Origin of the sequence: Flavobacterium sp. NG2, from assembly GCF_034119845.1 — a bacterium.
In the GTDB taxonomy this organism is placed as follows: domain Bacteria; phylum Bacteroidota; class Bacteroidia; order Flavobacteriales; family Flavobacteriaceae; genus Flavobacterium.
In genome coordinates, this window is sequence record NZ_CP139420.1 from 551,812 (window position 1) to 577,384 (window position 25,573).

Annotated in this window: 25 protein-coding genes; 16 read left to right on the forward strand and 9 right to left on the reverse strand. The window is 34.9% G+C overall.

The window, feature by feature from the left end; genetic code table 11:
- Positions 1–49: 49 nt before the first annotated feature.
- A complete protein-coding gene (locus SLW70_RS02355) occupies positions 50–1,858 on the reverse strand; it encodes a glycoside hydrolase family 13 protein (RefSeq protein WP_320890358.1) in 1,809 nt (602 codons plus the stop codon).
- A 188-nt stretch (positions 1,859–2,046) separates the two neighbouring features.
- Between SLW70_RS02355 and SLW70_RS02360 the strand changes: the two genes are divergently transcribed.
- Positions 2,047–3,393 carry a deoxyguanosinetriphosphate triphosphohydrolase gene (locus SLW70_RS02360; RefSeq protein WP_320890359.1) on the forward strand — a complete coding sequence of 449 codons (1,347 nt, stop codon included), beginning with the start codon at positions 2,047–2,049 and terminating at the stop codon, positions 3,391–3,393.
- A gap of 187 nt (positions 3,394–3,580) precedes the next feature.
- Here SLW70_RS02360 and SLW70_RS02365 read toward each other — a convergent pair whose 3' ends face one another.
- Together SLW70_RS02365 and SLW70_RS02370 are read right to left on the reverse strand one after the other, a co-directional pair.
- On the reverse strand, positions 3,581–4,540 hold the full coding sequence (locus tag SLW70_RS02365) for a DUF3078 domain-containing protein (protein WP_320890360.1): 960 nt from the start codon (positions 4,538–4,540) through the stop codon (positions 3,581–3,583).
- A 27-nt stretch (positions 4,541–4,567) separates the two neighbouring features.
- The gene (locus tag SLW70_RS02370) at positions 4,568–6,358 is read right to left on the reverse strand and encodes a 1-deoxy-D-xylulose-5-phosphate synthase (protein WP_320890362.1); all 1,791 of its coding nucleotides are present in this window, start codon (positions 6,356–6,358) and stop codon (positions 4,568–4,570) included.
- Between the two features lie 240 nt (positions 6,359–6,598).
- Between SLW70_RS02370 and SLW70_RS02375 the strand changes: the two genes are divergently transcribed.
- Entirely contained in the window at positions 6,599–7,042 is a 444-nt protein-coding gene (locus SLW70_RS02375; protein WP_320890364.1) for a nucleoside deaminase, read from the forward strand.
- Between the two features lie 171 nt (positions 7,043–7,213).
- Here SLW70_RS02375 and SLW70_RS02380 read toward each other — a convergent pair whose 3' ends face one another.
- On the reverse strand, positions 7,214–8,758 hold the full coding sequence (locus SLW70_RS02380) for a ribonuclease E/G (RefSeq protein ID WP_320890366.1): 1,545 nt from the start codon (positions 8,756–8,758) through the stop codon (positions 7,214–7,216).
- A gap of 413 nt (positions 8,759–9,171) precedes the next feature.
- Entirely contained in the window at positions 9,172–9,462 is a 291-nt protein-coding gene (locus tag SLW70_RS02385) for an HU family DNA-binding protein (RefSeq protein WP_108739332.1), read from the reverse strand.
- Between the two features lie 134 nt (positions 9,463–9,596).
- Here SLW70_RS02385 and mutY point away from each other — a divergent pair, with 134 nt between their 5' ends.
- From mutY to gldD, 4 genes are read left to right on the forward strand one after another with little or no spacing between them, the layout of a single operon-like run.
- Complete coding sequence (gene mutY / locus SLW70_RS02390; RefSeq protein WP_320890371.1) at positions 9,597–10,631, forward strand: A/G-specific adenine glycosylase; 1,035 nt, start codon at positions 9,597–9,599, stop codon at positions 10,629–10,631.
- A gap of 49 nt (positions 10,632–10,680) precedes the next feature.
- A complete protein-coding gene (locus SLW70_RS02395; RefSeq protein WP_320890372.1) occupies positions 10,681–11,121 on the forward strand; it encodes a single-stranded DNA-binding protein in 441 nt (146 codons plus the stop codon).
- A gap of 23 nt (positions 11,122–11,144) precedes the next feature.
- A complete protein-coding gene (locus tag SLW70_RS02400; protein ID WP_320890374.1) occupies positions 11,145–12,440 on the forward strand; it encodes a gliding motility-associated protein GldE in 1,296 nt (431 codons plus the stop codon).
- Between the two features lie 29 nt (positions 12,441–12,469).
- Positions 12,470–13,033, forward strand: a complete 564-nt coding sequence (gene gldD / locus SLW70_RS02405; protein ID WP_320890375.1) for a gliding motility lipoprotein GldD — start codon at positions 12,470–12,472, stop codon at positions 13,031–13,033.
- A gap of 165 nt (positions 13,034–13,198) precedes the next feature.
- Here the strand turns inward: gldD and SLW70_RS02410 are convergent, their stop codons facing one another.
- Positions 13,199–13,576: a heavy metal-associated domain-containing protein gene (locus tag SLW70_RS02410; protein WP_320890376.1), complete on the reverse strand. Its 378-nt coding sequence runs from the start codon at positions 13,574–13,576 to the stop codon at positions 13,199–13,201.
- 269 nt (positions 13,577–13,845) lie between these two features.
- On the opposite strand from SLW70_RS02410, the gene SLW70_RS02415 reads away from it, so the two are divergent.
- Complete coding sequence (locus SLW70_RS02415; RefSeq protein WP_320890377.1) at positions 13,846–14,715, forward strand: DMT family transporter; 870 nt, start codon at positions 13,846–13,848, stop codon at positions 14,713–14,715.
- A 230-nt stretch (positions 14,716–14,945) separates the two neighbouring features.
- Here the strand turns inward: SLW70_RS02415 and SLW70_RS02420 are convergent, their stop codons facing one another.
- Together SLW70_RS02420 and SLW70_RS02425 are read right to left on the reverse strand one after the other, a co-directional pair.
- The gene (locus tag SLW70_RS02420; RefSeq protein WP_320890378.1) at positions 14,946–16,358 is read right to left on the reverse strand and encodes a pitrilysin family protein; all 1,413 of its coding nucleotides are present in this window, start codon (positions 16,356–16,358) and stop codon (positions 14,946–14,948) included.
- A 7-nt stretch (positions 16,359–16,365) separates the two neighbouring features.
- Positions 16,366–17,688 carry a pitrilysin family protein gene (locus SLW70_RS02425; RefSeq protein ID WP_320890380.1) on the reverse strand — a complete coding sequence of 441 codons (1,323 nt, stop codon included), beginning with the start codon at positions 17,686–17,688 and terminating at the stop codon, positions 16,366–16,368.
- A gap of 235 nt (positions 17,689–17,923) precedes the next feature.
- On the opposite strand from SLW70_RS02425, the gene rplU reads away from it, so the two are divergent.
- The 9 genes from rplU (at position 17,924) to SLW70_RS02470 (ending at position 24,926) form a co-directional block, all read left to right on the forward strand.
- Positions 17,924–18,346, forward strand: coding sequence for a 50S ribosomal protein L21 (gene rplU / locus SLW70_RS02430; protein WP_320890381.1), 423 nt, complete (start codon positions 17,924–17,926; stop codon positions 18,344–18,346).
- Between the two features lie 24 nt (positions 18,347–18,370).
- Positions 18,371–18,637, forward strand: coding sequence for a 50S ribosomal protein L27 (gene rpmA / locus SLW70_RS02435; RefSeq protein ID WP_320890382.1), 267 nt, complete (start codon positions 18,371–18,373; stop codon positions 18,635–18,637).
- Between the two features lie 225 nt (positions 18,638–18,862).
- Entirely contained in the window at positions 18,863–19,531 is a 669-nt protein-coding gene (gene pgmB, locus SLW70_RS02440; RefSeq protein WP_320890383.1) for a beta-phosphoglucomutase, read from the forward strand.
- Positions 19,532–19,571: 40 nt separating this feature from the next.
- Complete coding sequence (locus SLW70_RS02445) at positions 19,572–21,878, forward strand: glycoside hydrolase family 65 protein (protein WP_320890384.1); 2,307 nt, start codon at positions 19,572–19,574, stop codon at positions 21,876–21,878.
- Positions 21,879–22,058: 180 nt separating this feature from the next.
- Positions 22,059–22,880 carry a helix-turn-helix domain-containing protein gene (locus SLW70_RS02450; RefSeq protein WP_320890385.1) on the forward strand — a complete coding sequence of 274 codons (822 nt, stop codon included), beginning with the start codon at positions 22,059–22,061 and terminating at the stop codon, positions 22,878–22,880.
- Positions 22,881–23,495: 615 nt separating this feature from the next.
- The gene (locus SLW70_RS02455) at positions 23,496–23,654 is read left to right on the forward strand and encodes a hypothetical protein (protein ID WP_320890386.1); all 159 of its coding nucleotides are present in this window, start codon (positions 23,496–23,498) and stop codon (positions 23,652–23,654) included.
- A gap of 19 nt (positions 23,655–23,673) precedes the next feature.
- The gene (gene trxA, locus SLW70_RS02460) at positions 23,674–23,994 is read left to right on the forward strand and encodes a thioredoxin (protein ID WP_320890387.1); all 321 of its coding nucleotides are present in this window, start codon (positions 23,674–23,676) and stop codon (positions 23,992–23,994) included.
- A gap of 4 nt (positions 23,995–23,998) precedes the next feature.
- Positions 23,999–24,427, forward strand: a complete 429-nt coding sequence (locus SLW70_RS02465; RefSeq protein ID WP_320890388.1) for an OsmC family protein — start codon at positions 23,999–24,001, stop codon at positions 24,425–24,427.
- 37 nt (positions 24,428–24,464) lie between these two features.
- Positions 24,465–24,926, forward strand: a complete 462-nt coding sequence (locus SLW70_RS02470; RefSeq protein ID WP_320890389.1) for a YHS domain-containing (seleno)protein — start codon at positions 24,465–24,467, stop codon at positions 24,924–24,926.
- A 95-nt stretch (positions 24,927–25,021) separates the two neighbouring features.
- Here SLW70_RS02470 and SLW70_RS02475 read toward each other — a convergent pair whose 3' ends face one another.
- On the reverse strand, positions 25,022–25,483 hold the full coding sequence (locus SLW70_RS02475; protein WP_220762983.1) for an Lrp/AsnC family transcriptional regulator: 462 nt from the start codon (positions 25,481–25,483) through the stop codon (positions 25,022–25,024).
- Positions 25,484–25,573: the final 90 nt, after the last annotated feature.

The window sequence follows — 25,573 nt, forward strand, 5'->3', positions numbered from 1 at the left end:
ACTGTTGTTTAAATAAAGATACACTCCGCTAAAACAATATAAATATTGCTTATTTTTTTAATTCTAAGATTCGAAAAGACTTCCCTTCGACCGTAATATCCTCTTTTAAGTCTAAAATGACATCCTCAAAAACAACTTTCCCAATTGTATAATCTCCTATATTTTCTTTGAATCGAACAGTTGAAAGAGATATTGATTCAATACTATTATTGATAACAACCATCAATGTTTCCGATTCAGTATATCTAAAGTAAACATATTCATTACCTTCTGGGATATAATGTGTCGTTTTTCCATAATGAATAACGCTTTTTGTTTTACGCCAATTGAATAATTTGGCTGTAAAATCAAAATATTCCCTTTGCAACTCGGTACGTTCTTCAGGTTTAAAAGCATTTATTTCGTCACCATCCCAGCCACCAGGAAAATCTTGCCGTATATCCGCGTCACCTAAATACTGATCGCCACCCATGCCTATCTCAGAACCATAATACAGCTGTGGAATACCACGTACAGTTGCGAGAATCACCATCGCCATTTTATATTTTCGAACATCAAAATTATAGCAATAATTCAATCGCTTGGAATCGTGATTTTCAGCAAAAATCATAAGATTAAAGGCATTGGGGTATAAAAAATCAAACGTTAGTGAGTCATAAATTCGAGTCATTCCCCTATCCCAACTCCCATCATCTTCATTGAATACCATTTGTAAAAAATCACAAAGGGCAAAATCCATAACCGAAGGCAAATTAGAATTATAGTCATGAATTTGGCCTGTTTTACTATCCTTTTGCCAATAGGCCAAAATACCGTGATTGCGTTGCGTAATTTCACCTACCATATTAAAATTAGGATATTCATCCATAATGGCTTTGGTCCACTGCGCCATTTGCTTGGGTTCGGCATAATTAAAGGTGTCAATCCGCAAACCATCCAAATTAGCATATTCAATCCACCAAACAGCATTTTGAGTCAAATATTTCAAAACCAAAGGATTCGTAATATTCAAATCAGGCATCGTAGGCACAAACCACCCCTCAATACATTGTTTTCTATCTATCTTGGCTGCGTTGACATCCAAAACCGTGGTACGTTTATGATTGGTTTGCAAATAGTCTTCAAAAGTATTTATCCAATCTTTAGTTGGAGGATCTTTTACTATCCAATGTGCCAATCCCCAATGATTCGTAACATAATCATGAATCAATTTCATCCCTCGTTTATGCAATGAAGCCGATAAACGAACATAATCTTCATTTGTCCCAAAACGTGGATCTACTTTATAAACATCCGATTGTGCATAGGAATGATAAGAATACTCTTCTTCATCATCTTCGCAAAGCGGTGTACTCCAAATTGCAGTTACTCCTATGGATTCAATATAATCTAAATGCTGGATAATTCCATTGATATCACCACCATGTCTTCCACCGGGTAGTTCTCGATTGTATTTTTCAACTGTATTTTTATCATTATTGTTTACTCCATTTCCATTAGCAAAACGATCCGGCATCAGTAAATAAATTACATCCGAAGAATCAAAACCCTTTCGCTCTGCAGATCCTTCACGACGTTGTTTGAAACTATATTTTTGAGTAAAAATAGTTTTGGTGTTTCTTTTGAAAATAAAAAAAACATCCTTTGCATAATCCCATTTTACCACAACCGTCACAAAAATGTAATTGGAATTTTCTGTTTTGGTCACCTTCCTTATCAAACCTGATTCAGAAGCAGAAACGCAATACTGTCCAATATTTTTACCGTAAAATAAAATCTCTAGTTCTTTGTTCTGCATACCTGCATACCAAAATGGAGGTTCTATTCTTTGAATGGGTAATTGCGGTTTTGAAATCATTTTTTATTGGTCCTAATTATTTATGACAAATTCAAAAATACAATTTTTTAAAAGAGCAAAAACCAATACCTCTTAATTTGTATAGGAAAATTTCATCATAACTAAATAACTAAAAACCTCCTTTTATCTTTAGCGGTTTTAATTATCTTTGAAAATATTCCAATTGTTATAAAATCGAAAACAAAACCATGAACTGGGAACAACTTTTATCACTTAAACGCCAAGGAGACAAAGGCAAAAGATTACGAATAGAACAAGACGACACCCGACTAGGATTTGAGGTTGATTACGACCGAATCATTTTCTCTGCGGCTTTCAGAAGTTTACAGGATAAAACCCAGGTAATTCCGCTTTCAAAAACTGATTTTGTGCACACGCGTTTGACACATAGTCTGGAGGTTTCAGTTGTGGGACGTTCTCTTGGGAGATTAGTAGGAAAAAAAATCATCGAAAAACATCCTTATCTTAAGGAAACCCATGGTTTTCATATGAATGATTTTGGAGCCATCGTCGCAGCCGCTTCATTGGCACATGATATAGGAAATCCTCCGTTTGGACATTCGGGTGAAAAGGCGATAGGCGAGTATTTTTCGATTGGCAATGGACAGGTTTTCAAAGACAAATTAAGCCCAAAACAATGGCAAGATTTAATTGACTTTGAGGGGAATGCTAATGGTTTTTCAGTAATGACAGCGAGTCGTCCTGGAATTGAAGGCGGACTCCGAATTTCTTATGCGACTTTGGGTGCTTTTATGAAATACCCAAAAGAGAGTTTACCCAAAAAACCAACTAAAAATATTTCAGACAAAAAATACGGTTTCTTCCAAACTGACAAGGCTTTTTTTGAAGATGTCGCTAATGATTTAGGATTAATACCTAATAAATCTGGAAATGATGTTGGTTTTGAAAGACATCCTTTGGCTTATTTAGTTGAAGCTGCCGATGATATTTGTTACACGATTATCGACTTTGAAGACGGAATCAATCTTGGATTAGTTTCTGAAGATTTTGCATTGGAATATCTTATCAAACTAGTCAAAGACAGTATTGGCACCTCAAAATACAAGAGCCTTGAAACTAAGGAAGACCGTATCAGTTATTTGAGAGCACTTGCTATTGGAAGTCTAATTAACGACGCCGTAAATGTTTTTATCGAAAATGAAGAAGCCATCTTAGCTGGAAAATTTCCTTTTGCCTTAATGGACAAAAGCAAATACAAAGCCCAAATGGACGATATTATAAAAATTAGCATTGACAAGATTTATCAAAGTCGTGAAGTTATCGAAAAAGAGATTGTAGGGTATCAAATAATCCAGACTTTACTCGACAAATTTATCACGGCATTCAATAATCATTTTGAAGGTAAAGCGTCAAATTACGACAACTTACTTCTGAAATTATTACCTGAAAAACATCATCTAGACAAAGACAATCTCTATGAGCGTCTGTTGCATATTTGCCACTACATTTCTTTGCTGACAGATGGAAATGCATTGGAATTATTTAATACTATTAATGGTAAAAAAGGAATCTAGAAGCAAACAAGCTTTAAAAAGATAGCCACGAATTTATGAATTAGAAAATTTAATTCGTGAATTCGTGGCTTTTTAAATTAACATTCTAGTTCCTTTAACTACTTTATTGAATTACCATTGCAATTTCAGCACTATTAGAAATGAACCTAAGAAGTAAATAGCTTCTGAAACAAGTTTACAATAATCCCTAAAAGGTATAGGTTAAACCAACACCTAAAACTTGTTTTAATTGCATTTTGGGACCTACGGTAACCTGTTTTCCATCAATTTCCTCTTTGGCTTTGATATCATCATCATAAACCACATGAACGCCTATATTTGTTTTTACATATTGATTGACAACCAAGTCTAAAACCAAATCATAGTCAATATCTACATTCCCATAATTATTAATATAATCTGAATACAAACTCAAACGGTTTTCAAAACTGATATTCTTGGCAATCTTCTTTTTGTAATAAGCCGTAATCAAGGTTCCTAATTCCGATTTTATTTTTTTACTATGCCTGACTAAATTGCCTTCTTCGTCATAAATCGCCTTGGGCACACCAAAAGAACCTTTATCAGCCAATCGTTGGTTAGCGACATAAGTGACTTTTGAAGTAAAAGGAGAAAAATAAAACAGTCTATCCTTTTTCTCTGAAGCATACTCAGCACCTACACCCAGAAAAGAATAGGCTGGTGCAAAAGGTCCTGAAACCGACACCTCTTTATTAGGATAGGCGTATCCTTCTGTAAACTGCGTATTGAAATTAAATTTAGCACTATGGTACCAATTAGATTTCTCATTTTCACGGTAACCAAAAGTAGAACTAAACTGAAAGGCATCCTCTGTTTTTCGAAGTTCGATTCCATCTTGTTTATTTAAACCGTAGCGCATGATGAGTTCGTTGGCCCATCTTACATTCTCATTGGTATAATTTCTGTTGAACTTCGTTTTCATTAAACCCGAAATAGAACTTGTCCCCCCAGCGTTCCAGTTCACAAACAAAATTTCAGAAATAAAGAAACCTATAGAATTTTTCTTTTCCCAGCGAGAAACAGAGTCACTTGGCTGTGGTAAAGGTTGTAAAGTTGTAATAATTTTTTGTGAAAACACATTTACTGTAATTAACAAGAATAGTATAACTGCATGTAATTGTTTCATTATAAATCTATTGTTTTTAATTTCTAATTATTGGTTTAAGGCATTAGCAAAATGAACTACTAAACTTTGAACGTCTATTTTGCATAATTGTTGTAATTCAGCAACCTTACCTTGTTCTACATAGTTATCAGGTATTCCCAATGTCTCAATAGAAACAGCATAAGCATGTTGCGTAGCAAAAGCCGAAATCGCTCCGCCAAAGCCACCAATTATTGTGCCATCTTCAATAGTTATAATTTTTTTAAAAATTTTAAATATATAATGAAGTGTTTTTTCGTCTAATGGCTTTACAAAACCAAAATCAAAATGTGCAATTTCAGTGGGATTGTTTAAGTTTTCTATCGCCAAGGAAGCATTTACACCAATGGCACCATTTGATAAAACAGCTATCTGAGTTCCTTCTTTTAAACAGTGTGCTTTCCCAATTTCGATTTCAGAATATTTTCTAAAAAAATCCGATTGCCAATTAGCTGTAACTCCTCTACCTCTAGGATAACGAATCGCGATAGGATGATTCAATCCGAGTTGGGCTGTATATAAAATATTTTGCAAATCTATTTCATTCAAAGGCGAATAGACTATTAAATTAGGGATGCAACGCAAATAAGCCAAGTCAAATACACCATGATGAGTCGCTCCATCTTCGCCTACTAAACCTGCTCTGTCCAAACAAAAAATGACGGGCAAGTTTTGCAAAGCCACATCATGTATCAATTGGTCATAAGCGCGTTGCATAAAAGTCGAATAGATATTACAATAAACAATCATGCCTTGTGTAGCCATTCCGGCTGCCAAAGTCACGGCATGCTGTTCCGCAATTCCTACGTCAAAAGCACGTTCTGGCAAGGCGTCCATCATGAATTTTAGCGAACTACCCGAAGGCATTGCAGGTGTGATTCCAATTATTTTTTTATTTTTTTGTGCCAAATCCAAAAGGGTTAACCCGAAAACATCTTGGTATTTTGGTGGTAAATCATCCTCTGACTTTAAATAGATTTCGCCTGATTTAGCATCAAATTTACCAGGAGCATGGTATTTCACTTGATCTTCTTCGGCTTGCTTGAGTCCTTTTCCTTTGGTGGTGATAATATGAAGAAACTTAGGCCCTTTTATTTTTTGTAATCGTTTTAATTCTTTGACAACAGCAAAAATATCATTGCCATCAATAGGCCCTGAATAATCAAAATTCAAGGATTTGATAATATTATTTTGACGGTGGTTTTTTCCTGTTTTTACAGCGGTTAAATATTCTTTTAATGCCCCTACACTCGGGTCAATCCCAATGGCGTTGTCATTTAGTATCACCAATAAATTAGCATCTGTAACACCAGCATGATTCAATCCTTCAAAAGCCATTCCTGAAGCAATAGAAGCATCACCAATCACTGCAATGTGTTGTTTATCGACTTCACCTTTTAAATTGGAAGCAATTGCCATCCCCAAAGCAGCCGAAATTGAAGTAGAGGAATGGCCTACGCCAAAAGCATCATACACACTTTCACTCCTTTTTGGGAAACCAGATATCCCTCCTAATTGACGATTGGTATGAAAAATATCTTTTCGTTCTGTCAAAATCTTGTGACCATAGGCTTGATGACCTACATCCCAAATCAAAAGATCTTCGGGCGTATTGAATACATAATGCAAAGCCACGGTCAACTCCACCACTCCTAAACTGGCACCCAAATGCCCTTCTTTAACCGCCACAATTCCAATGATAAAATCACGTAGTTCTTGTGCTAATTGCGGGAGCTGTGCTTCGTCGAGGAGACGTAAATCTTTTGGAGAGGAAATATGTTCGAGTAAGTTGGTTTTCATTAGGATTTCAAAAACGCAAATTTACGGTTTTAAATCTAATTTCTGATTTGAAGTTTTTTATTAATAACTACCATGAAGATTCGCTAAGCAGACACTGTATCACAAAAAATGTATCGCACATCTTCATGTGTTTCTTTTCAACTTCATGTCCTATAGAAAAACACTATCACAATAGCATTGACAAAAGCGTTAATCAATTATAATCGCCCTTAACAAATACGAAATCCGTATTTTTGCTCCATGATAAATCCATTCACTGACGAATACTTCATGAAAAAAGCCTTGCAAGAAGCCGAAATGGCTTTTGAAAAAGGTGAAATCCCCGTGGGTGCACTAGTCGTTATCAACGACCGAATTATAGCCCGTTCCCACAACCTAACCGAATTACTCAATGACGTAACCGCTCATGCCGAAATGCAAGCGATTACAGCAGCAGCCAATTTCCTTGGTGGTAAATACTTAAAAGACTGCACACTGTATGTTACCTTAGAACCTTGCCAAATGTGCGCGGGTGCTTTGTATTGGAGTCAGGTTTCGAAAATTGTTTTTGGTGCTAGTGATACGCATCGTGGTTTTGAAAAAATGGGCGGACAACTGCATCCAAAAACTACAGTAGTTCGTGGTGTTCTAGCAGATGAAGCGGCTGATTTAATGAAACGTTTTTTTGCTGAAAGAAGAAAATAATAATTCGAGTACAACTGCCCTAGCCCAGATGGAAGCGGCATCCTTGTGGCGGCTGGCATTTATGCCGCCACAAGATAGAGCGGACAGCTGGAAATAGCTCCAAAAAAAACCATAAATCTGTTCACAAAAAATCACAAAAAAACCGCTCATCTTTCGAAAAGCGGTTTTTGTTTATTCTTTTATAGCATTTCCTTTTTTGTCAAAGAAATGATATTCTAGGTACGTGTAAGCGTCACGTGGTATGATTTTCACCCATTTCTTATGTTCAAAAAACCATTTTGAACGTAAGGATGGAAAACCTTTACTGAGGTATGCAGCCACAAATGGATGTACATTAAGCACAACATTTTTGTGGGTTTTTAATATTCTTTCTAAATCCGAATTGATTTTATCGATGATTAATATTGGCGCTTCAATTTCGCCATTGACATCGTTTGGATCTTCTTCTCTAGTTTTGATATTAACTTCCGGTCTTACCCTTTGTCTTGTTATTTGGACTAATCCAAACTTACTTGGAGGTAAAATCTTGTGTTTCGCTTTATCATCATTCATTTCTTCCCTCAGGAAGTCGAACAAGACTTTACGATTTTCAGGATTAGACATATCAATAAAATCAATAACAATAATTCCACCCATGTCACGCAGACGTAGTTGTCTTGCGATTTCAGCTGCGGCAATCATGTTGACTTCCATGGCAGTATCCTCTTGATTAGTGGCTTTATTAGAACGGTTTCCGCTGTTTACGTCAATGACGTGCAAAGCTTCGGTATGTTCGATAATAAGATAAGCCCCTTTACTCATGGAAACTGTTTTCCCAAAAGATGTTTTGATTTGTCTCTCGATGTTGTATTTCTCAAAAATTGGAGTGTCTTTTGATTGATAAAACTTAACAATTGATTGTTTGGAAGGCGCAATTTCTTGCAAATAATCCTTTGTTTGTTGGTACAACTCTTCATCATCTATTTGAATACCACTAAAGGTATCATTAAATACATCTCTTAATATTGAAGAAGCTCTATTGAGCTCTCCTAATACTTTGGATGGATGATGAGCAGTTGGTAATTTTTTACACATTGCAGTCCATCTGCTTAGCAGGTTCTGCAAATCTTTTTCTAATTCGGCTGTATTTTTGCCTTCGGCTACTGTTCTAACAATAACACCAAATCCCTTCGGTTTGATTGACTGTACCAGTTTTTTAAGTCTGTCTTTTTCTTTTTTGTTTTCTATTTTTTGAGAAATAGAAACGCGATCTGAGAAAGGCACCAAAACAATAAAACGACCTGCAAGAGAAAGCTCAGCGCTAATTCTAGGTCCTTTAGTTGAAATAGGTTCTTTGACTACTTGTACAAGAATAGATTGGTTGGCATTAATTACACTGGTAATCGTACCGTCTTTTTCTATCTCTTTTTCAAACTGAAAGTTTTTTAGGGAGAAATCTTTTAATTTACCTGCGCTTACAAGTTTTATGAATTTCAATTGGGAAGATAAATTAGGTCCTAAATCGTGATAGTGTAAAAAGGCATCTTTTTCGAAGCCTACATTCACAAAAGCAGCATTAAGACCAGCAACTGGTTTTCGTATTTTGGCAATAAAAATATCACCTACTTGAAAGTTGCTTTTTTCTTCTTCCTTATGTAATTCAATTAGTTTTCCATCTTTTAATAAGGCAAAATCTACGAAATCAGAACTAGATCGAATGATTAATTCTTTATTCATTTGTAAATTTTTATCCGAACTGTCAATTCGGGATTTGGGATTTAGGATTTGGGATTTTTGAATCCTAAATCTAAAAATCCTAATTCCTAAATTAATAATAGGGATGGATTAAACAATATTTTAACAGGTATTGTACCCGGTAGGGAAAGATAAATATCCAATTTTAAAATTCCAAATTCCAAATAAAGTCACTGCTGACTTCGTAATTTTTGGATTTTGGATTTTATTTTTTGGAATTTTTGAAATTTCCCAAATTTCAATGAACGTTTAAAAAGAAAAAAGTAGTTATAAACTACTTTTTCTTTTTGTGACGGTTAGCTCTCGCTCTTTTCTTACGTTTGTGAGTCGCTACCTTATGTCTTTTTCTTTTTTTACCACTTGGCATAATCGTTTAGATTTTATGATTAATATTATTATTTTGCTTCGTTATTCGTTTTTACTCCTTCTACAAAAACTTTTGCAGGTTTGAAAGCAGGAATATTGTGTGCAGGAATTTTGATTGTAGTGTTCTTAGAAATATTTCTTCCTGTTTTTTCAGCTCTAGTTTTTACGATAAAACTTCCAAAACCTCTTAAGTAAACATTATCTCCAGTTTCCAAAGAATTTTTTACTTCTTCCATAAAAGTTTCAACTGTTGCTTGAACATCACCTTTTTCAAGTCCTAGTTTTTCTGAAATTTTCGCTACGATATCTGCTTTCGTCATTTTCTTTCCTATTTATTATTTTGTAATAATTTTTTTTGAGTGTGCAAATATAGGAATTTAAAAAACAATAAATCAAGCTAAATCGTTAAATTTTAATCATATAAACTTTTACTTTTGTTGTCAAATAATTAAAAATGATTTTTCATAACCCTCTAATTTCATGGTATTTACAAAACAAGCGTGATTTACCATGGAGAACCACCACTAATCCGTACCCTATTTGGCTGTCTGAAATCATTCTTCAACAGACGCGAGTAGCTCAAGGATTGCCTTATTTTTTATCATTTACCACGGCTTTCCCAACTGTTTTCGATTTAGCAAAAGCCAACGAAGAAGAAGTGTTAAAATTATGGCAAGGATTAGGTTATTATTCCCGTGCCCGCAATCTCCACAAAACAGCACAATATATCGCCTTTGAATTAAATGGAGTTTTCCCAAACAATTATAAAGACCTATTACAATTAAAAGGAGTGGGCGAATATACCGCTGCCGCCATTGCATCCTTTGCATATAATGAAGTCGTTCCTGTTGTAGACGGAAATGTATTTCGAGTATTAGCCAGATATTTTGATATAGAAACAGATATAGCTCAGGCTTCCGCCAAAAAAGAATTCACAGCTCTAGCATCCGAATTAATCCCTAGAGACAAGCCCGCTTTGTTCAACCAAGCCATTATGGAATTTGGCGCTTTGCAGTGTGTCCCCAAAAATCCAGATTGTTCGGTTTGTGTCTTTAATACTAGTTGTGCTGCTTTACAAAAAAACAAAGTGGACTTATTACCTGTGAAATCCAAAAAACTAAAGGTAAAAAATAGATTCTTCAACTATTTAGTAGTACAAGATGACGAAAACCAAACGCTGATTCAAAAACGAATACATAAAGGAATTTGGCATAACCTATATGAGTTCCCTTTAATCGAAACCGAAAAAGAAGAAGGGTTTGACTATATCTCAAATGTCATCACCAAGGATTTTTTCAAAAAAAACACTATCACAAGCATCCTTGAACCTAACGATAAAAGTATCATCCACAAATTATCACACCAGCATTTACATATTAAGTTCTGGGAAATCAAAGTAAAAGGAAAAGTAGAAAAAGGGATTAACAAAGAAGAATTAAAAAGTTTCCCCTTCCCAATTGTTATTCATAATTTTATTGAAAAGGATTGAAAAACGCATCAAAAAAATGTATCTTTGAGAGAAATACCATAACTATAATATGAACGGCACATTAAATAAAGTAATGTTAATAGGTCATCTTGGCGACGATGTTAAGATGCATTATTTTGACGGAGGAAATTGTATCGGTAGATTTTCATTAGCTACTAATGAAGTTTACATTAACAAAACTACTAACGAAAGAATCACCTCTACGGAGTGGCATAATTTGGTCGTTCGAAATAAAGCAGCCGAAATTTGCGAAAAATATTTATCTAAAGGAGACAAAATTTACGTTGAAGGACGCATCAAGTCGAGACAGTGGCAATCAGAGGATGGGAGCACAAAATACACAACAGAAATTCAAGTAACCGAATTCACCTTTCTGTCTACAAAAAAAGACACTGAAAACAACAAACAAAATCAGCCTTCTGAATCACCAAAAAACACTAACTTTGACGCACAAAATAACGACTTACCTATAAATGATTTGCCGTTTTAATTGTTTAACTAATATTTTTTAATTTGGACCCAGAGCCCAGTTTGAATTTAGCATACGCATTAGACACTGATCTATTGTTTGGTTTCATCGGAATACTCGCTTTGCTTTTTTGCTCAGCAATAGTTTCTGGTGCTGAAGTAGCTTTGTTTTCGCTTTCACAAAAAGACATTGACGACTCTATTCAAGAAAACAACGCCAAAGGAAAAATCCTTTCTGAACTACTCAATCGCCCCAAAAAACTTCTTGCTACACTTTTAGTTGCTAATAACTTTATCAATATAGGTGTCGTAATTTTATTTTCTTTTATCGGAAGCAATCTATTTTCGAATGTTGACTCTCCAGTTATTAAATTCATTCTTGAAGTTATTGTTGTCACTTCCTTATTATTGCTTTTTGGCGAAGTCTTACCAAAAGTTTACGCCAGCCGCAACAATGTCAAATTTGCAGAATTTATCGCCTTACCTATTTTAGTGTTAGACAATATGCTTTCTCCTATAAGTATTCCTATGCGCGGTGCAACTGTTTATTTACACAATAAATTAGGCAAACAAAAAACTAGCTTTTCTGTTGACCAACTTTCTCAAGCTTTAGAACTCACCTCATCTGATGACACTTCATCCGAAGAACAAAAAATACTAGAAGGCATTGTAAGCTTTGGAAACACAGACACCAAACAAGTGATGAGCCCTCGTATCGATGTATTTGCACTTGAAATCACAGAAACATTTTCTGAAATCTGTCCGAAGATTATCGAAAAAGGCTATTCTAGAATTCCTGTTTACCGTGACAATATCGACCAAATAGAAGGAATATTATTCGTAAAAGATTTACTTCCTCATATTACCAAACAAGATTTTGATTGGGCCACACTAATCAGAGAACCATTTTTCGTTCCTGAAAACAAAAAACTCGACAACCTTCTAAAGGATTTTCAAAATATGAAAAACCATCTAGCGATCGTAGTTGATGAATATGGTGGAACCTCAGGTCTGGTTTCCTTAGAAGATGTAATCGAAGAAATTGTTGGTGACATTAGCGATGAATTTGATGACGAAGATGTAAACTATTCACAGCTTGACGACAAAAATTATATTTTTGAAGGCAAGATAAACCTTAAAGACTTCTACCGAATTATCGATGTAGACGAAAACACCTTTGAATCCAAAAAAGGAGAAGCCGAAACTTTAGCGGGATTTATCCTTGAAATCACAGGAAGCTTCCCTAAGAAGGGACAAAAGATAGCATACGAAAACTGCCTTTTCACCGTTGAAACATTAGACAAAAAACGCATCAAACAAATAAAGGTTACACTACATTAATGTATAGCGCTGCTAAATTTTAAATAAAAATGTTTAGAAACACGATTACTTACATACTTCTCTTTTTTATATTTCTATTGACTTTCAGCTGCAAAGACAACGTTTTACCTAAACCAGCTAGCTACTTAAGATTAGATTATCCTGAAGCAGAGTACGATAATTTTGAAAACGACTGTCCCTTTGGTTTTGAAATAAACTCGAAAGCCATCATTAAAGCCGATAAAAATTGTGGTTTCAGTATCAGTTACCCAAAGATGAAAGCTACAATTTATTTGACTTACAAACCCGTAAACGGAAACATCAATAGCTTATTAAGAGACGCCCAAAAATTGACATACGAACACGTCATCAAAGCAGATGACATCTTAGAACAACCTTATCTCAATCCTGATAAAAAAGTGTACGGAATGTTCTATCAAGTAAATGGAAACGCAGCAACTAACTCACAGTTTTATGTAACAGATAGCACTAAACATTTCATTACTGGTTCGGTTTATTTTTATGCGAAACCTAATTTTGACTCTATCATGCCCGCGGCTAGTTATATCAAAAACGATATGCAACGATTGATGGAAACATTGAAATGGAAGTAAGGCATTCTCAAACATTTCTTAATTGTAAAAAATGAAGGATAAAAACTTTACCTTCATTCAATATAGGCCATAAAAAAAACGATTAAAAAGGCAAGCTTCTTAATCGTTTTTTTCATTTTAGCATCTCGACTGCGCTCTATAAGACAGCCTAGGTATCAACAATTATTAATGAAAATCTGAAACCTTATAAGTTGATCCGTCTCCAGTAGCTTGCACTATTTGAGTCAGTGAAGATTGATTTTGAATGGTTTTATCGAAAGTTACCGTCGCTAATTTTTTATCGAAATCAACTTCAGCCGATTGTACACCATCTAAATCTGATAATTCTTCTTGAATAGTTTTAGCACAACCAATAGCACAAGTCATTCCTTCAATTTTAAATGTAGCCGCTTGTAAATTCTCAGGAGCGATTTCCTTTTTTACTTTTGGCGCCTTAACTTCAATTTGAGGAATTATCTTTTCCCCTTCTTCAGAGTTTTTTTTGCAGCTAACCAATAAAACTCCTGCAAGAGCCATGATTGCAATGGATTTTAAAATTTTCATGAGTTTGTGTTTAAAAATATTTACAAAATTACTCAAATAACTACCGCTTATTCATAAAATAATTACAATTTTGACTTAAAATAAAATGATCACCACAAATTTTCACAAATTCATCGTTCTTAATAATTACACTAATCCTAAAAAAGCACTCCATCATTAGATGATTAAAAGCTAAATTTAATTTGTGTAATAAAAGCTTAAATCCCATAATCTGTGGGAATTTATGTAATTTGTGGTTATTTTTTTTTCGACGAAACTAATAAACAAAAATGGAATCAAAACAATTGAAATGGATTTACTTATCGGTTCTTGCCTTGATTTGGGGTAGTTCTTTTATACTAATAAAAAAAGGACTTCTGGGGCTAACCGCCATTCAAGTGGGTTCGTTGCGAATTATTTTCGCTTCCTTTTTTTTACTTCTGATTGGCTTCAAAAGCTTAGTTAAAATCCCGAAACAAAAGTGGAAATATATCGCCATAACTGCAATGTTTGGCACCTTCTTCCCCGCTTTTCTTTTTTCAATTGCTCAGACAGAACTAGACAGCTCTGTAACTTCTATTTTAAATTCTTTAACTCCATTGAACACTTTGGTTATTGGCGCTATATTCTTTGGCATTGGTTTCCAAAAAAGACAACTCTGGGGCGTGTTTATCGGATTATTAGGAAGTTTACTTCTAGTCTACAATGGCGCACAAAATCATCCAGAACAAAACTACTACTATGCCTTGCTAATCATAATGGCTTCCTTTTGTTATGCTACCAATGTCAATTTGATAAAACGATATTTATTTGACCTAAACCCCATAAGTATTACTACGGGGAATTTTATTGTGCTTTTGGCACCTGCTTTAGCTATCTTGTATTTCACAGGTTTTAATGAGCAAATACATATTGAAAAAGTGCAGAAAGCTGTTGGTTTTATACTTATTTTAGGTGTTTTAGGTACAGGAATCGCTAATATTCTTTTCTTTAAGCTGATTCAGATTGCTTCTCCTGTTTTTGCAGCTTCAGTAACGTATTTGATTCCCGTTGTGGCTTTCTTTTGGGGATTATTGGACAACGAGCTATTAACACCTGTTCAGTTTTTCGGTGCTTTTATTATTTTGATTGGAGTGTATTTATCGGCTAGGAAGCAGTAGTTTTTTTTTTAAACACATAGAATCATAGAGTTTTCTTTACGAATAAGACGCTTTGCTTAGGATAGATATACATAGCGACTTTATTTAGTAAATATGATTCTACCAGAGTCTTGCGTGAGGGATGGCAGTGGAGCTCTTTTATGGGTTGCCTTTTGCAACCCATAAAAAGCGGGAACGTACAGCCCGACCCGTAGTTTTTCACGGAGGGGCACGCCCAAAGAATCACTCCTTTAATAGTTAGGTTTCTCGGTTGGGTTACCGAATTTATCAAAATAAAACATTGGAATGTTTAGTTTTTCTAAACCAGGAAGCACTTCCTCCCCTTTTCCAGCAATGATAATTCGGGTGTTATCAATTAAGAAATATTTATTTGCTGCTTTCAGAATATCCTCTGGAGTTACGGCATTGACATTCTTGATATAGTTTTCGTAGAAGTCTTTTGGCAAATCATCTGTTTCTATATTCAGCGCATATCTTGCTACAGATTGTGGTTTTTCGACCTTCATTACAAAACGACCTACAAATCCTGCTTTCACATCTTTTAACAATTTCTCTGATACTTTTTCGGTGCGCATTTTTTTAATTTCTTTGACAAATTCGACCACCGCACTGTCTGTTGCACTGTTTCGTACTGATGAATACGATTTCAATTTGGTTACAAATTTATCGACACCTATCGAGGAACTAGCACCGTATGTCCAACCGTGTGCTTCGCGCAAATTCATATTTAATTTACTGTTATAATCACCTCCTAGAATTTGAGTAGCAATAACCGCTGGAAAAAAATCAGGAGCATTCATTTTTAGATGTAAGGTGTTTACCAAGGCGATTTCGGACTGTGAAGCATTGGGCACATCGACAAAATTGATTTGCGTAAAAGGCACATTTACTGGGTCAGGATAATTTTGTTTTGGAACAGAACGTTTTTCCCATTTCCCAAAAAGCTTTTCAACCATTCCTTTGACTTCATTGAACTTAACATCACCAATGATAACCAAATAGGCGTTTTCAGGAACAAAATAAGTATGGTAATTTTCCTTTACATCGTTCAAAGTCACTCTGTTTACAGACTCAGGCGTAATATATTCACCTGCGGGATGATTTTTACCAAATGCCAACGCATCTACCACACGGCTAGCAATAGCAGAGGCACTCTTTTCTTGTGATTTTAGAGTTTCAATAATCTTTGCCTTTTCCTTATCTAATTCTTCTTGCGTAAAATTAGGAAACAAAGCCCCTTCAGATAATAATTCTAAAACACGACCGGCATATTTTGAAAGTGTACTAGCATAGCCTCCATTTGAACTCAAACTGATATTGGCCCCCATAAAATCAATTTCTTCATTGAAATCGTCTTTTGAAATATTCGTACTTCCATTCCCCATCAAACTACTTGTCAAATCATCGACTCCCTTTTTTTCTTTTTCCACAAAAGGAGGATTATCCAAAGTAAGATTAAAAGTTGCTCTTGGAAGTTTATGATCTTCCACCACCAATACCTTTAATCCATTGGCCAAAGTAAAAATTTGAGGCTTCTTGATATTAACAGTAGGTAGTTTCCCTGGTTTGGGTTGTGTATAATTTTGTGCTTGCATAATGCCAGTAAGTAACAATAGGATGAATAAGTATTTGGTATTTTTCATAACGGACTTAGTTCTGAGCGTCGGTAGAGGGAACATAATCTAAAATTAATCGTTGATTGAGATTCAAATATCTATTAGCAACATCTTTAATCTCTTCTCTAGTGATAGAGTGATAAATATCAATCTCATTGTTGACTAGACTAATATCACCATATAAAAGATAATATTTAGCTAAATTTTCAGCAATTCCTTCTACACTAGAATTACTATTGACATATTGATTTTCGAACTGATTTTGCAATTTTTGAAAATCTTTCTCAGAAATCAAATTGGTTTGAATTTTCTCTATTTCCTCATCCATTTCTTTCAACAAATCTTCGCTAGTATGTCCTTCCATAGGCAAGCCATATATGATATACATACCATAATCTTCTTGACTATAGGAGAAAGCACCTATTTGCAAGGCTTTTTTCTTTTCGTCGACAATTTTCTTATACAACTTCGAACTTTTTCCATCACTCAAATAAGCCGAAATAAAATCTAAAACACGAGCGTCTCTAGTTTTCATCGAAGGCGTTCGGTATGAAGCCAAGACCATTGGAATCTGAATATTAGGATCCTCGTAATACGCCTTTATTGTTTTGGTAATTGGCTCTTCTTTATATATAGGTCTTGTTATCTCTTCACCTCTTTTAATTGTGCCAAAATATTTATGAATCCATTCTTTAGTCTGTTTACCCTCAAAATCCCCAGCAACGACTAGAACAGCGTTGTTTGGTATATAGAATTTATGATTAAACATTTGGAAATCTTCTAATTTTGCAGACTCCAAATGTTCCATTGAGCCAATAATAGACCAACGGTACGGATGATTAACAAACATATTTTCTTTGACCACATTGATAACATAACCATAAGGCTGATTGTCATAACGCGACCTTTTTTCTTCTTTGATTACTCCTTTTTGAGTATCCACTCCTATTTGCCCAATAACAGGATGTCTTAACCTTTCGGATTCCATCCAAAGTCCAAGTTCTAAACTATTAGAAGGGAAAACTTCATAATAATAGGTACGATCTTCAGATGTATTGGCATTATTCACACCTCCATTCGAAGAAACTATTTTCATCCACTCCCCTCTTTTAATATTCTTTGTCCCTTCAAACAATAAATGTTCGAAAAAATGAGCAAAACCTGTCTTGTTTGGATTTTCATCTTTCGAACCTACATGATACATTACCGAAGTCACAACCACGGGAGCCGAATTGTCCTGATGCAGAATCACATGCATACCGTTGTCAAGGTCATATTCTTCGAATGCTATTTTTTGTGCAGAAGCCACGCTGCCTAACATAAGAGCACTGGTTGCTATCATTATATATTTTTTCATAAAGATTAATAAAAATTGTATTTTGAATACCTCAATAATTCCATCAAAAATACTTTTTTTTAGTTAGGATTGAAGATTTGTTTCAGTTTTTAACCAAAAATTTACACCTGTTTTTTAAGTTCAACCCCTTGAAACACACCCGACAAACAAAATACGATATTTTTTATTTTAAGTAATTGCACAGTAAAAATTAAATTGTATATTTGCAACCTTAAAAATTTATAAATCATTCAGTATGTATGCAATCGTAGAGATAGCAGGGCAACAGTTCAAAGTAAGCAAAGACTTAAAGGTTTATGTTCACCGTTTGGCTAACGAAGAAGGTTCAAAAGTATCTTTTGACAAAGTTCTTTTATTAGATGACAATGGAAACGTAACTTTAGGCGCCCCAGCTATAGAAGGTGCTTCAGTAGAAGCTAAAGTGTTACAACACTTAAAAGGAGACAAAGTTATCGTTTTCAAAAAGAAAAGAAGAAAAGGATACAAGAAAAGAAACGGTCACAGACAGTATCTTACTCAAATTGTAATTGAAGGTATTACTGCAACAGGTGCTAAAAAAGCAGCTCCTAAAAAAGCAGCAGCAGAAGCAACTACTGAAGAGGCAGCTCCAAAAGTAAAAAAAGCTCCAAAAGCTAAAAAAGAAGATACTCAAGAATAATAACAATATTAAAACTAATACGTCATGGCTCACAAGAAAGGTGTCGGTAGTTCCAAGAATGGTAGAGAATCAGAATCAAAACGTTTAGGTGTTAAGATTTATGGAGGACAAGCTGCTATCGCAGGGAACATCATCGTAAGACAAAGAGGTTCTAAACACAATCCAGGTGAAAATGTTTACATCAGTAAAGATCACACACTACACGCAAGAGTAGATGGAATTGTGAAGTTCCAAAAGAAAAGAGACAACAAATCATACGTTTCAATCCTTCCATTCGAAGTTGAAGCTTAATTGATTTTCTCAATCACAACAAAAACCCAATTCGCAAGAATTGGGTTTTTTTGCTTTTTAATCAATTCACAACTTGCAAATAAACGTTTTTTTCAATTATTAAATCAATTTCTACTATAGTTATAAATTTACCTTTAAATTACCTGTTTTAAAGTCCTTTATTCAAATAAATTTTTATATTTACAAAGAGCTCAAAATGAAAATCAAGACTATTAAACAAGATATATGACCACTAAAAAAGCCTTTATTTTCGACCTAGACGGAGTAATTGTAGATACTGCCAAGTACCATTTTCAGGCTTGGAAAAAAATAGCAAACGAACTTGGAATCGACTTCAGTTTAGAAGACAATGAATTACTAAAAGGTGTTAGCAGAGTTCGTTCTCTAGACATCATTTTAGGACTTGGAAATGTAACCGCTTCACAAGAAGACAAAGACAAATGGTTGATTCAGAAAAATGAAGACTACCTATCCTACTTAGTCGATATGGACGAAAATGAAATTCTACCTGGGGTATTCCCCATTTTGAAATATTTAAAAGAAAAACAACAACCTATCGCCCTAGGTTCTGCCAGTAAAAATGCACGACCGATACTAGAAAAAACAGGCATCCTCTCCTATTTTGATGCCATTGTAGACGGGAATGACGTAAGCAACGCCAAACCCGACCCAGAAGTTTTCTTGATTGCTGCCAAAAACCTAGGTATGCTTCCTGAGCAGTCTATTGTTTTTGAAGATTCGATTGCAGGGATTCAAGCAGCTAACATCGGAAAAATGATCAGCATAGGCATTGGAGAAGAAAAAACATTGCATGAAGCGCGATATGTTTTTCAAGATTTTACCCATATCGAAACACGCTTTATAGACAATCTAATCAATAAAAGAATCGGTTAAGCGGTTGATATACCAACACTAAACCTCAACACAAAACATCATGAATCAAGATTATATAAAACCAGACAATTGGTCCATCATAGAAGAAGGATTTGATATCGAAAGAGTAAAATCTTCAGAGAGTTTGTTCAGCATTGGAAACGGAGCCATGGGACAACGTGCTAATTTTGAAGAGAACTATTCTGGCGAAACATTCCAAGGAAGCTATATAGCCGGAATTTATTATCCGGATAAAACCAAAGTGGGCTGGTGGAAAAATGGCTATCCAAAATATTTTGCCAAAGTATTGAATGCCCCTAACTGGATTGGTATCGAAATCGAGGTCAACGGCGAAGCATTCGACTTACATACTTGCACAAAAATTGCAGATTACCGTCGTGAATTGAACATGAAAGAAGGTTGGTACAACCGCTCTTTTGTAGCGACTTTACAAAATGGAACCGAAGTAGCAGTAAACATTCGTCGTTTCCTTTCTTTGGATTTAGACGAAGTAGGTGTTATCAATTACGAAATTACGCCATTGAACCAAGACGCTACAATCGTCTATAAACCTTATATTGACGCTGGAGTTACCAATGAAGATGCGAACTGGGATGAAAAATTCTGGGAACCGCTAGATGTAAATCAACAAGAAAATCAAGCTTTTGTAACGGCACAAACCTTCAAAACACATTTCAAAGTCACGACTTTTATGCAAAATAGCATTTTAGAAAACGACAATAACTTGAACTTATCTCCATTGGCTACAGCCAAAACCTCAGACAAAGTGCAATTTACTTATGAAGTAGCTGTTGCAAAAGGTCAAAAATCAAGCATTCAAAAATTAGGTGGCTATACTGTTTCTTTAAACCACGAAAACACTCAGGAAGCAGCCGAAAAAGTGATTCAGAAAGCTTTGGCTATTGGTTACAACCAATTGTTACAAAACCAAATTGACGCTTGGGCAAAGATTTGGGAAATGTCAGACATTACGATTGATGGCGATGTGAAAGCACAACAAGGAATTCGCTTTAATATCTTTCAATTAAACCAAACTTATTTAGGAAAAGATAGTCGTTTGAATATTGGTCCAAAAGGATTCACAGGCGAAAAATACGGTGGTTCTACTTACTGGGATACCGAGGCGTATTGTATTCCGTTTTACATGGCAACCAAAGACCAAGAAGTAGCTCGTAATTTATTGACGTATCGTTACAATCAATTAGACAAAGCGATTGAAAATGCCGAACAAAATCTAGGTTTCAAAAATGGAGCGGCTTTGTATCCAATGGTAACCATGAATGGCGAGGAATGCCATAACGAATGGGAAATTACCCATGAAGAAATTCACCGTAACGGAGCGATTGCTTTTGCCATTTACAACTACTACCGTTTTACAGGAGATTACTCGTATATCCCAGAAAAAGGATTAGAAGTTTTGATTGGAATTGCCCGTTTTTGGCATCAAAGAGCGAGTTTCTCTACACAGAAAAATCAGTACATGATTTTGGGAGTAACAGGACCAAACGAATACGAAAACAACATCAACAATAATTTTTACACGAATTATATCGCCAAATGGTGTATTGATTTTGCCAACGAGCAAATTCAGAAAGTCGCGATAGAATTCCCAAAAGACCACAAACGCATCATCGAAAAAGTAAAATTATCGGATGCTGAATTGCAGGAATGGAAAAAAGTGGCTAGTAATATGTATTTCCCAAAATCAGAAGAATTGGGGATTTACCTGCAACAAGACGGATTCTTGGACAAAGAATTGGTTCGCGTGAAAGATTTAGACAAATCACAACGCCCAATTAACCAAAAATGGTCTTGGGACAGAGTATTGCGTTCGCCTTACATCAAACAAGCCGATGTATTGCAAGGTTTTTATTTCTTTGAAGATCATTTCAGCATTGACGAACTAAAACGCAATTTTGAGTTCTACGAATCGTTTACGGTACATGAAAGTTCGCTTTCGCCTTGTGTACACTCCATTCAAGCAGCCAAACTAGACAAAATGGACATGGCTTACGAATTCTACCTTAGAACCTCTCGTTTGGACTTAGACGATTACAACAAAGAAGTGGAAGAAGGGTGTCATATTACCTCGATGGCAGGAACCTGGATGAGTATTGTAGAAGGATTTGGCGGTATGAGAGTTAAAAACAACCGTTTACACTTTACTCCAAAAATCCCAAAAGAATGGAAAGGATATTCGTTTAAAATTAATTTCCGTAACCAAATCGTAAAAGTTGCAGTAACGGCTAGTGGAAGTACTTTTTCTGTTGATGGCAATGAGGATTTAACCATTAATGTCAATGGGAAAGATACTGTTGTTTCACCAGAAAATGCATTAAGCATTTAAAATACATCTATAAACATACCTTTAGAAACCCATTCAGAAATTTAATTTTTTGAATGGGTTTCTTTGTCAATATACAATTGATTAAAAAACATCTCAAATCTAGTCAGGATAGATGAACAAAAACGTCTAGAATAGTACAAAATAGAAATCTCACCACAGATTTATAACCCCAAAAAGCTTATGCTATACACAGGTCAACTCAATGAATTCGTAAGACTAGCCGAAATTGACAGTACTAATTGCGAATTATTAAAAGAAAAAATACAAGATGGTCTCAGCATCATTTGGACTCAAGATGACCTATGCATAAAGATTGATGGTGAAAAACAAAGTTTCAAGAAAAACACGATACTGTTTTTGACGGAGTACCATCAGGTCGAAATTATATCGGTCAAAAAAGTACGCCTTATCCGTTTTAATCGTGCTTTTTATTGCATTGCCAGCCATGATAGCGAAGTAGGTTGCAAGGGCATTTTATTCTTTGGTGCTTCACAATTACCTCAAATTAGTGTTCCAGAATCAGAATACGAGAAATTTGATTTGTTATGGAAAATGTTTGTAGTCGAAATGGACTCTGTAGACAACCTACAGAATGATATGCTACAAATGATGCTTACCCGTTTACTTATTTTATCGACAAGAATTTATAAGGAACAAACGGAGTTAACCAACTTTGACCGTCAGCAGCTAGACCTTGTACGTGAGTACAACTACTTAGTTGAAAGTCATTTTAAGACCAAGCACCAAGTAGCGGATTATGCCGAAATGCTCAACAAAAGCCCTAAAACCCTATCCAACGTATTCAAAAAATACAACGAAAAATCACCTTTGCAAATCATTCAAGACCGCATCATCCTTGAAGCGCGCCGTATGCTGCGTTACTCCGACAAAAGCATCAAAGAAATCGCTTATGATAATGGCTATGATGACATTCAAGCTTTTAGCCGATTTTTCAAGAAAATGGAAGGAATATCTCCTTCAGATTTCAAGAAGGCCTTTTAAATTGGAGCTAGATTCTTAAAATAATAGCCCACAAATTTCACGGATACTACTGATGGTCATCGATTTTTAATGTGTTTTATTTAGCTATGTGAAAACACAGTGCTAACCCCTCTCAAGAAAGGAATTTAAAGTACTAACATTTCTATAGTCGTTTTCTATTAGAAATAAAGCCTCAACTAGGATTTACACTGTTTTTTGCCAAATTGTTCACTTTTATAAATACTAAAGGTATTAGAAAAGGCTTCAACCCTTCTTTCCTTCTACACATTCCTTAATAGAAAATCCGTACCCATCAGTAGAATCTGCAATATCCGTGGGCTATCTATCAAATCTGATTCATATAATACTCCCCTAAAACAACCAAACGAAACCTCTCAGCCCCGATTAAAGTGGAAATCCTTTTTGTTTTTTTTCAAAAACAAAAAGATTGAAACGGAAAGCGGGACAGATCACCCTAAAAGCACCTTGGTTTCTGCTCCAAAAACTAAAAAAACAGGCTTTTTTGGTATAAAATAGGCTTGAAAGGAAAAATGACCAACTCTTCGGGAAATCCGACCTAACTCTTAGGTGAACTTTCGTCGCACCTTTGTACTAACAAATTAAAACAACACAATCATGAAAACAATAGGAACTATTATTAGTGATTTGAAATCATTTTTTAGAACAAAAACAGTAGCCGAAAAACCACAGTTAATTGCTGTAGATCAAGCTCACTTTTGTGATGCACTTGCCATCAACGATTATTACTGTGATGAAAACAACTTATTTATATAATTAAAAAAATCAACATAAAATGATACAACATTTAGACAAATCAAATTTCGACAGCACTATAAACAACAACCCAGTTGTTCTAGTTGACTTTTTTGCCGACTGGTGTGGCCCTTGTACCGCTTTACACCCTACTCTTGAAGCCCTGGCTACTGATTTTGAAGGCAAAGCCATCATTTCTAAAATCAATGTAGATAAAAATCCAGAGTTGGCAGCACAATTTAAAATAAGAAGTATTCCTGCTTTGTTCTACTTTAAAAACGGAGAGATTGTAGGTACACAAAATGGAGTGCACAGTAAATCCGTAATCTCGAGTAACTTAAACAACATCTTAAAAAACTAATATCATGGGAAAGAAAATAAATATCAAAAATTTGCCATCAGGCTACCAATCTTTCATTACAAACGGAAGACATTCAGTAACGGGAGACGAACCTTTGACTAGCAAAGGAACGGATTTAGGTTTTTCGCCAGAGGATTTTATCCTTTCTAGTTTAGCGATGTGTAAGGTGGCCACTGTACGCTATATTGCTCGAAAAAACAACTGGCCTATCGAAGATGTAGATGGCGAATTTGAACTCAACGTAAAACGTGGCGCTGAAGGAAAACTATCAACTACAGTTACTGGAAGAATTAAAATTGAAGGTAACCTTACCGAGGAACAAAAAACCGAATTACTCAGACAAGCAGACGCCTGTTATGTACATCGCATGATTGAAGGCGAATGGAATATTGAGCAGGTTCAAGAGTTAACAACAGAAAAACTGACAGTATAAAATAATTTAAACAATAATAATCCTTAATTTAAAACAAATGAAAAATTTAAAATCAATTCTTGCAGTAGCGTTTATCGCTTTATTTTCTAACGGTATTTTTGCTCAAGTAGAGGCTGTAGACAAATCAGGTTTAGCCATTGGTGGTTACGACGTCGTATCTTATTTTAAAGACCACAAAGCCACGAAAGGAAATGCAGCAAATGCTGAGAAAATTGGAAAAACAACCTATTATTTTGCTTCTAAAGCCAATGCAAAAGCATTCAAAGCAAATCCTCAAAAATATGCACCACAATGTAACGGATACTGCGCTTGGGGTGTAGCTGAAAAAGATTCGAAATTCTCTATCAATCCTGAGACTTTCAAAATTGTCGATAACAAATTATACTTATTCTTTAACGGTGATTTCAACGGACAACAAGTAAACACTTTAGATATTTGGAACAAAGACGAAGCTAAATACCTTAAAGCTATTGATAAAAAATGGGCAACTATTAAATAAAAACACCTTTTTTATTTTTTCCGAAAATTCATAACCCTAAACAATTGTACGCTGTTTTAGTTATGGATTTTCGGTTTGTTATTTTATAGAATTTTCTAAAAATGCAAAGCCGTACTATTCTTGATTTCCCCCATTACAAAAATAGTTTGGGTATTCCCAATATTCTCAATAGTTGATAATTTATTCATGACAAAATCTTGATAACTCGCAACGTCTTCGACTAGAATTTTCAGCATAAAATCATAATCTCCTGCTATATTATAGCATTCGATAATTTCAGGTAAAGCAACAATGTCTTTTACAAAATTAGCTCCTACATTTCGAGCATGTTCTTTTAATCGTACATTACAAAAAACCGTCATTCCTAGTTTGAGTTTCTTTTTATCTAATAAAGCCACATATTTCATAATATATCCTTCGCGTTCGAGTCTTTTGATGCGTTCATAAACAGGAGTTGTCGTCAAGAATAATTCGGCCGCTAGCTCTTTTATGTTGATATTCGAGTCGGCTTGCAGTCGTTTTAGGATTTGAATGTCTGTAGCATCTAGATTTTCCATAGGATAATTTACGGCAAAAGTTAATTTAAAAGATGTGTTTTAGTTTTAAAAACTTCAAAAATACACTTTTACAGTTAAATTTACTTAATA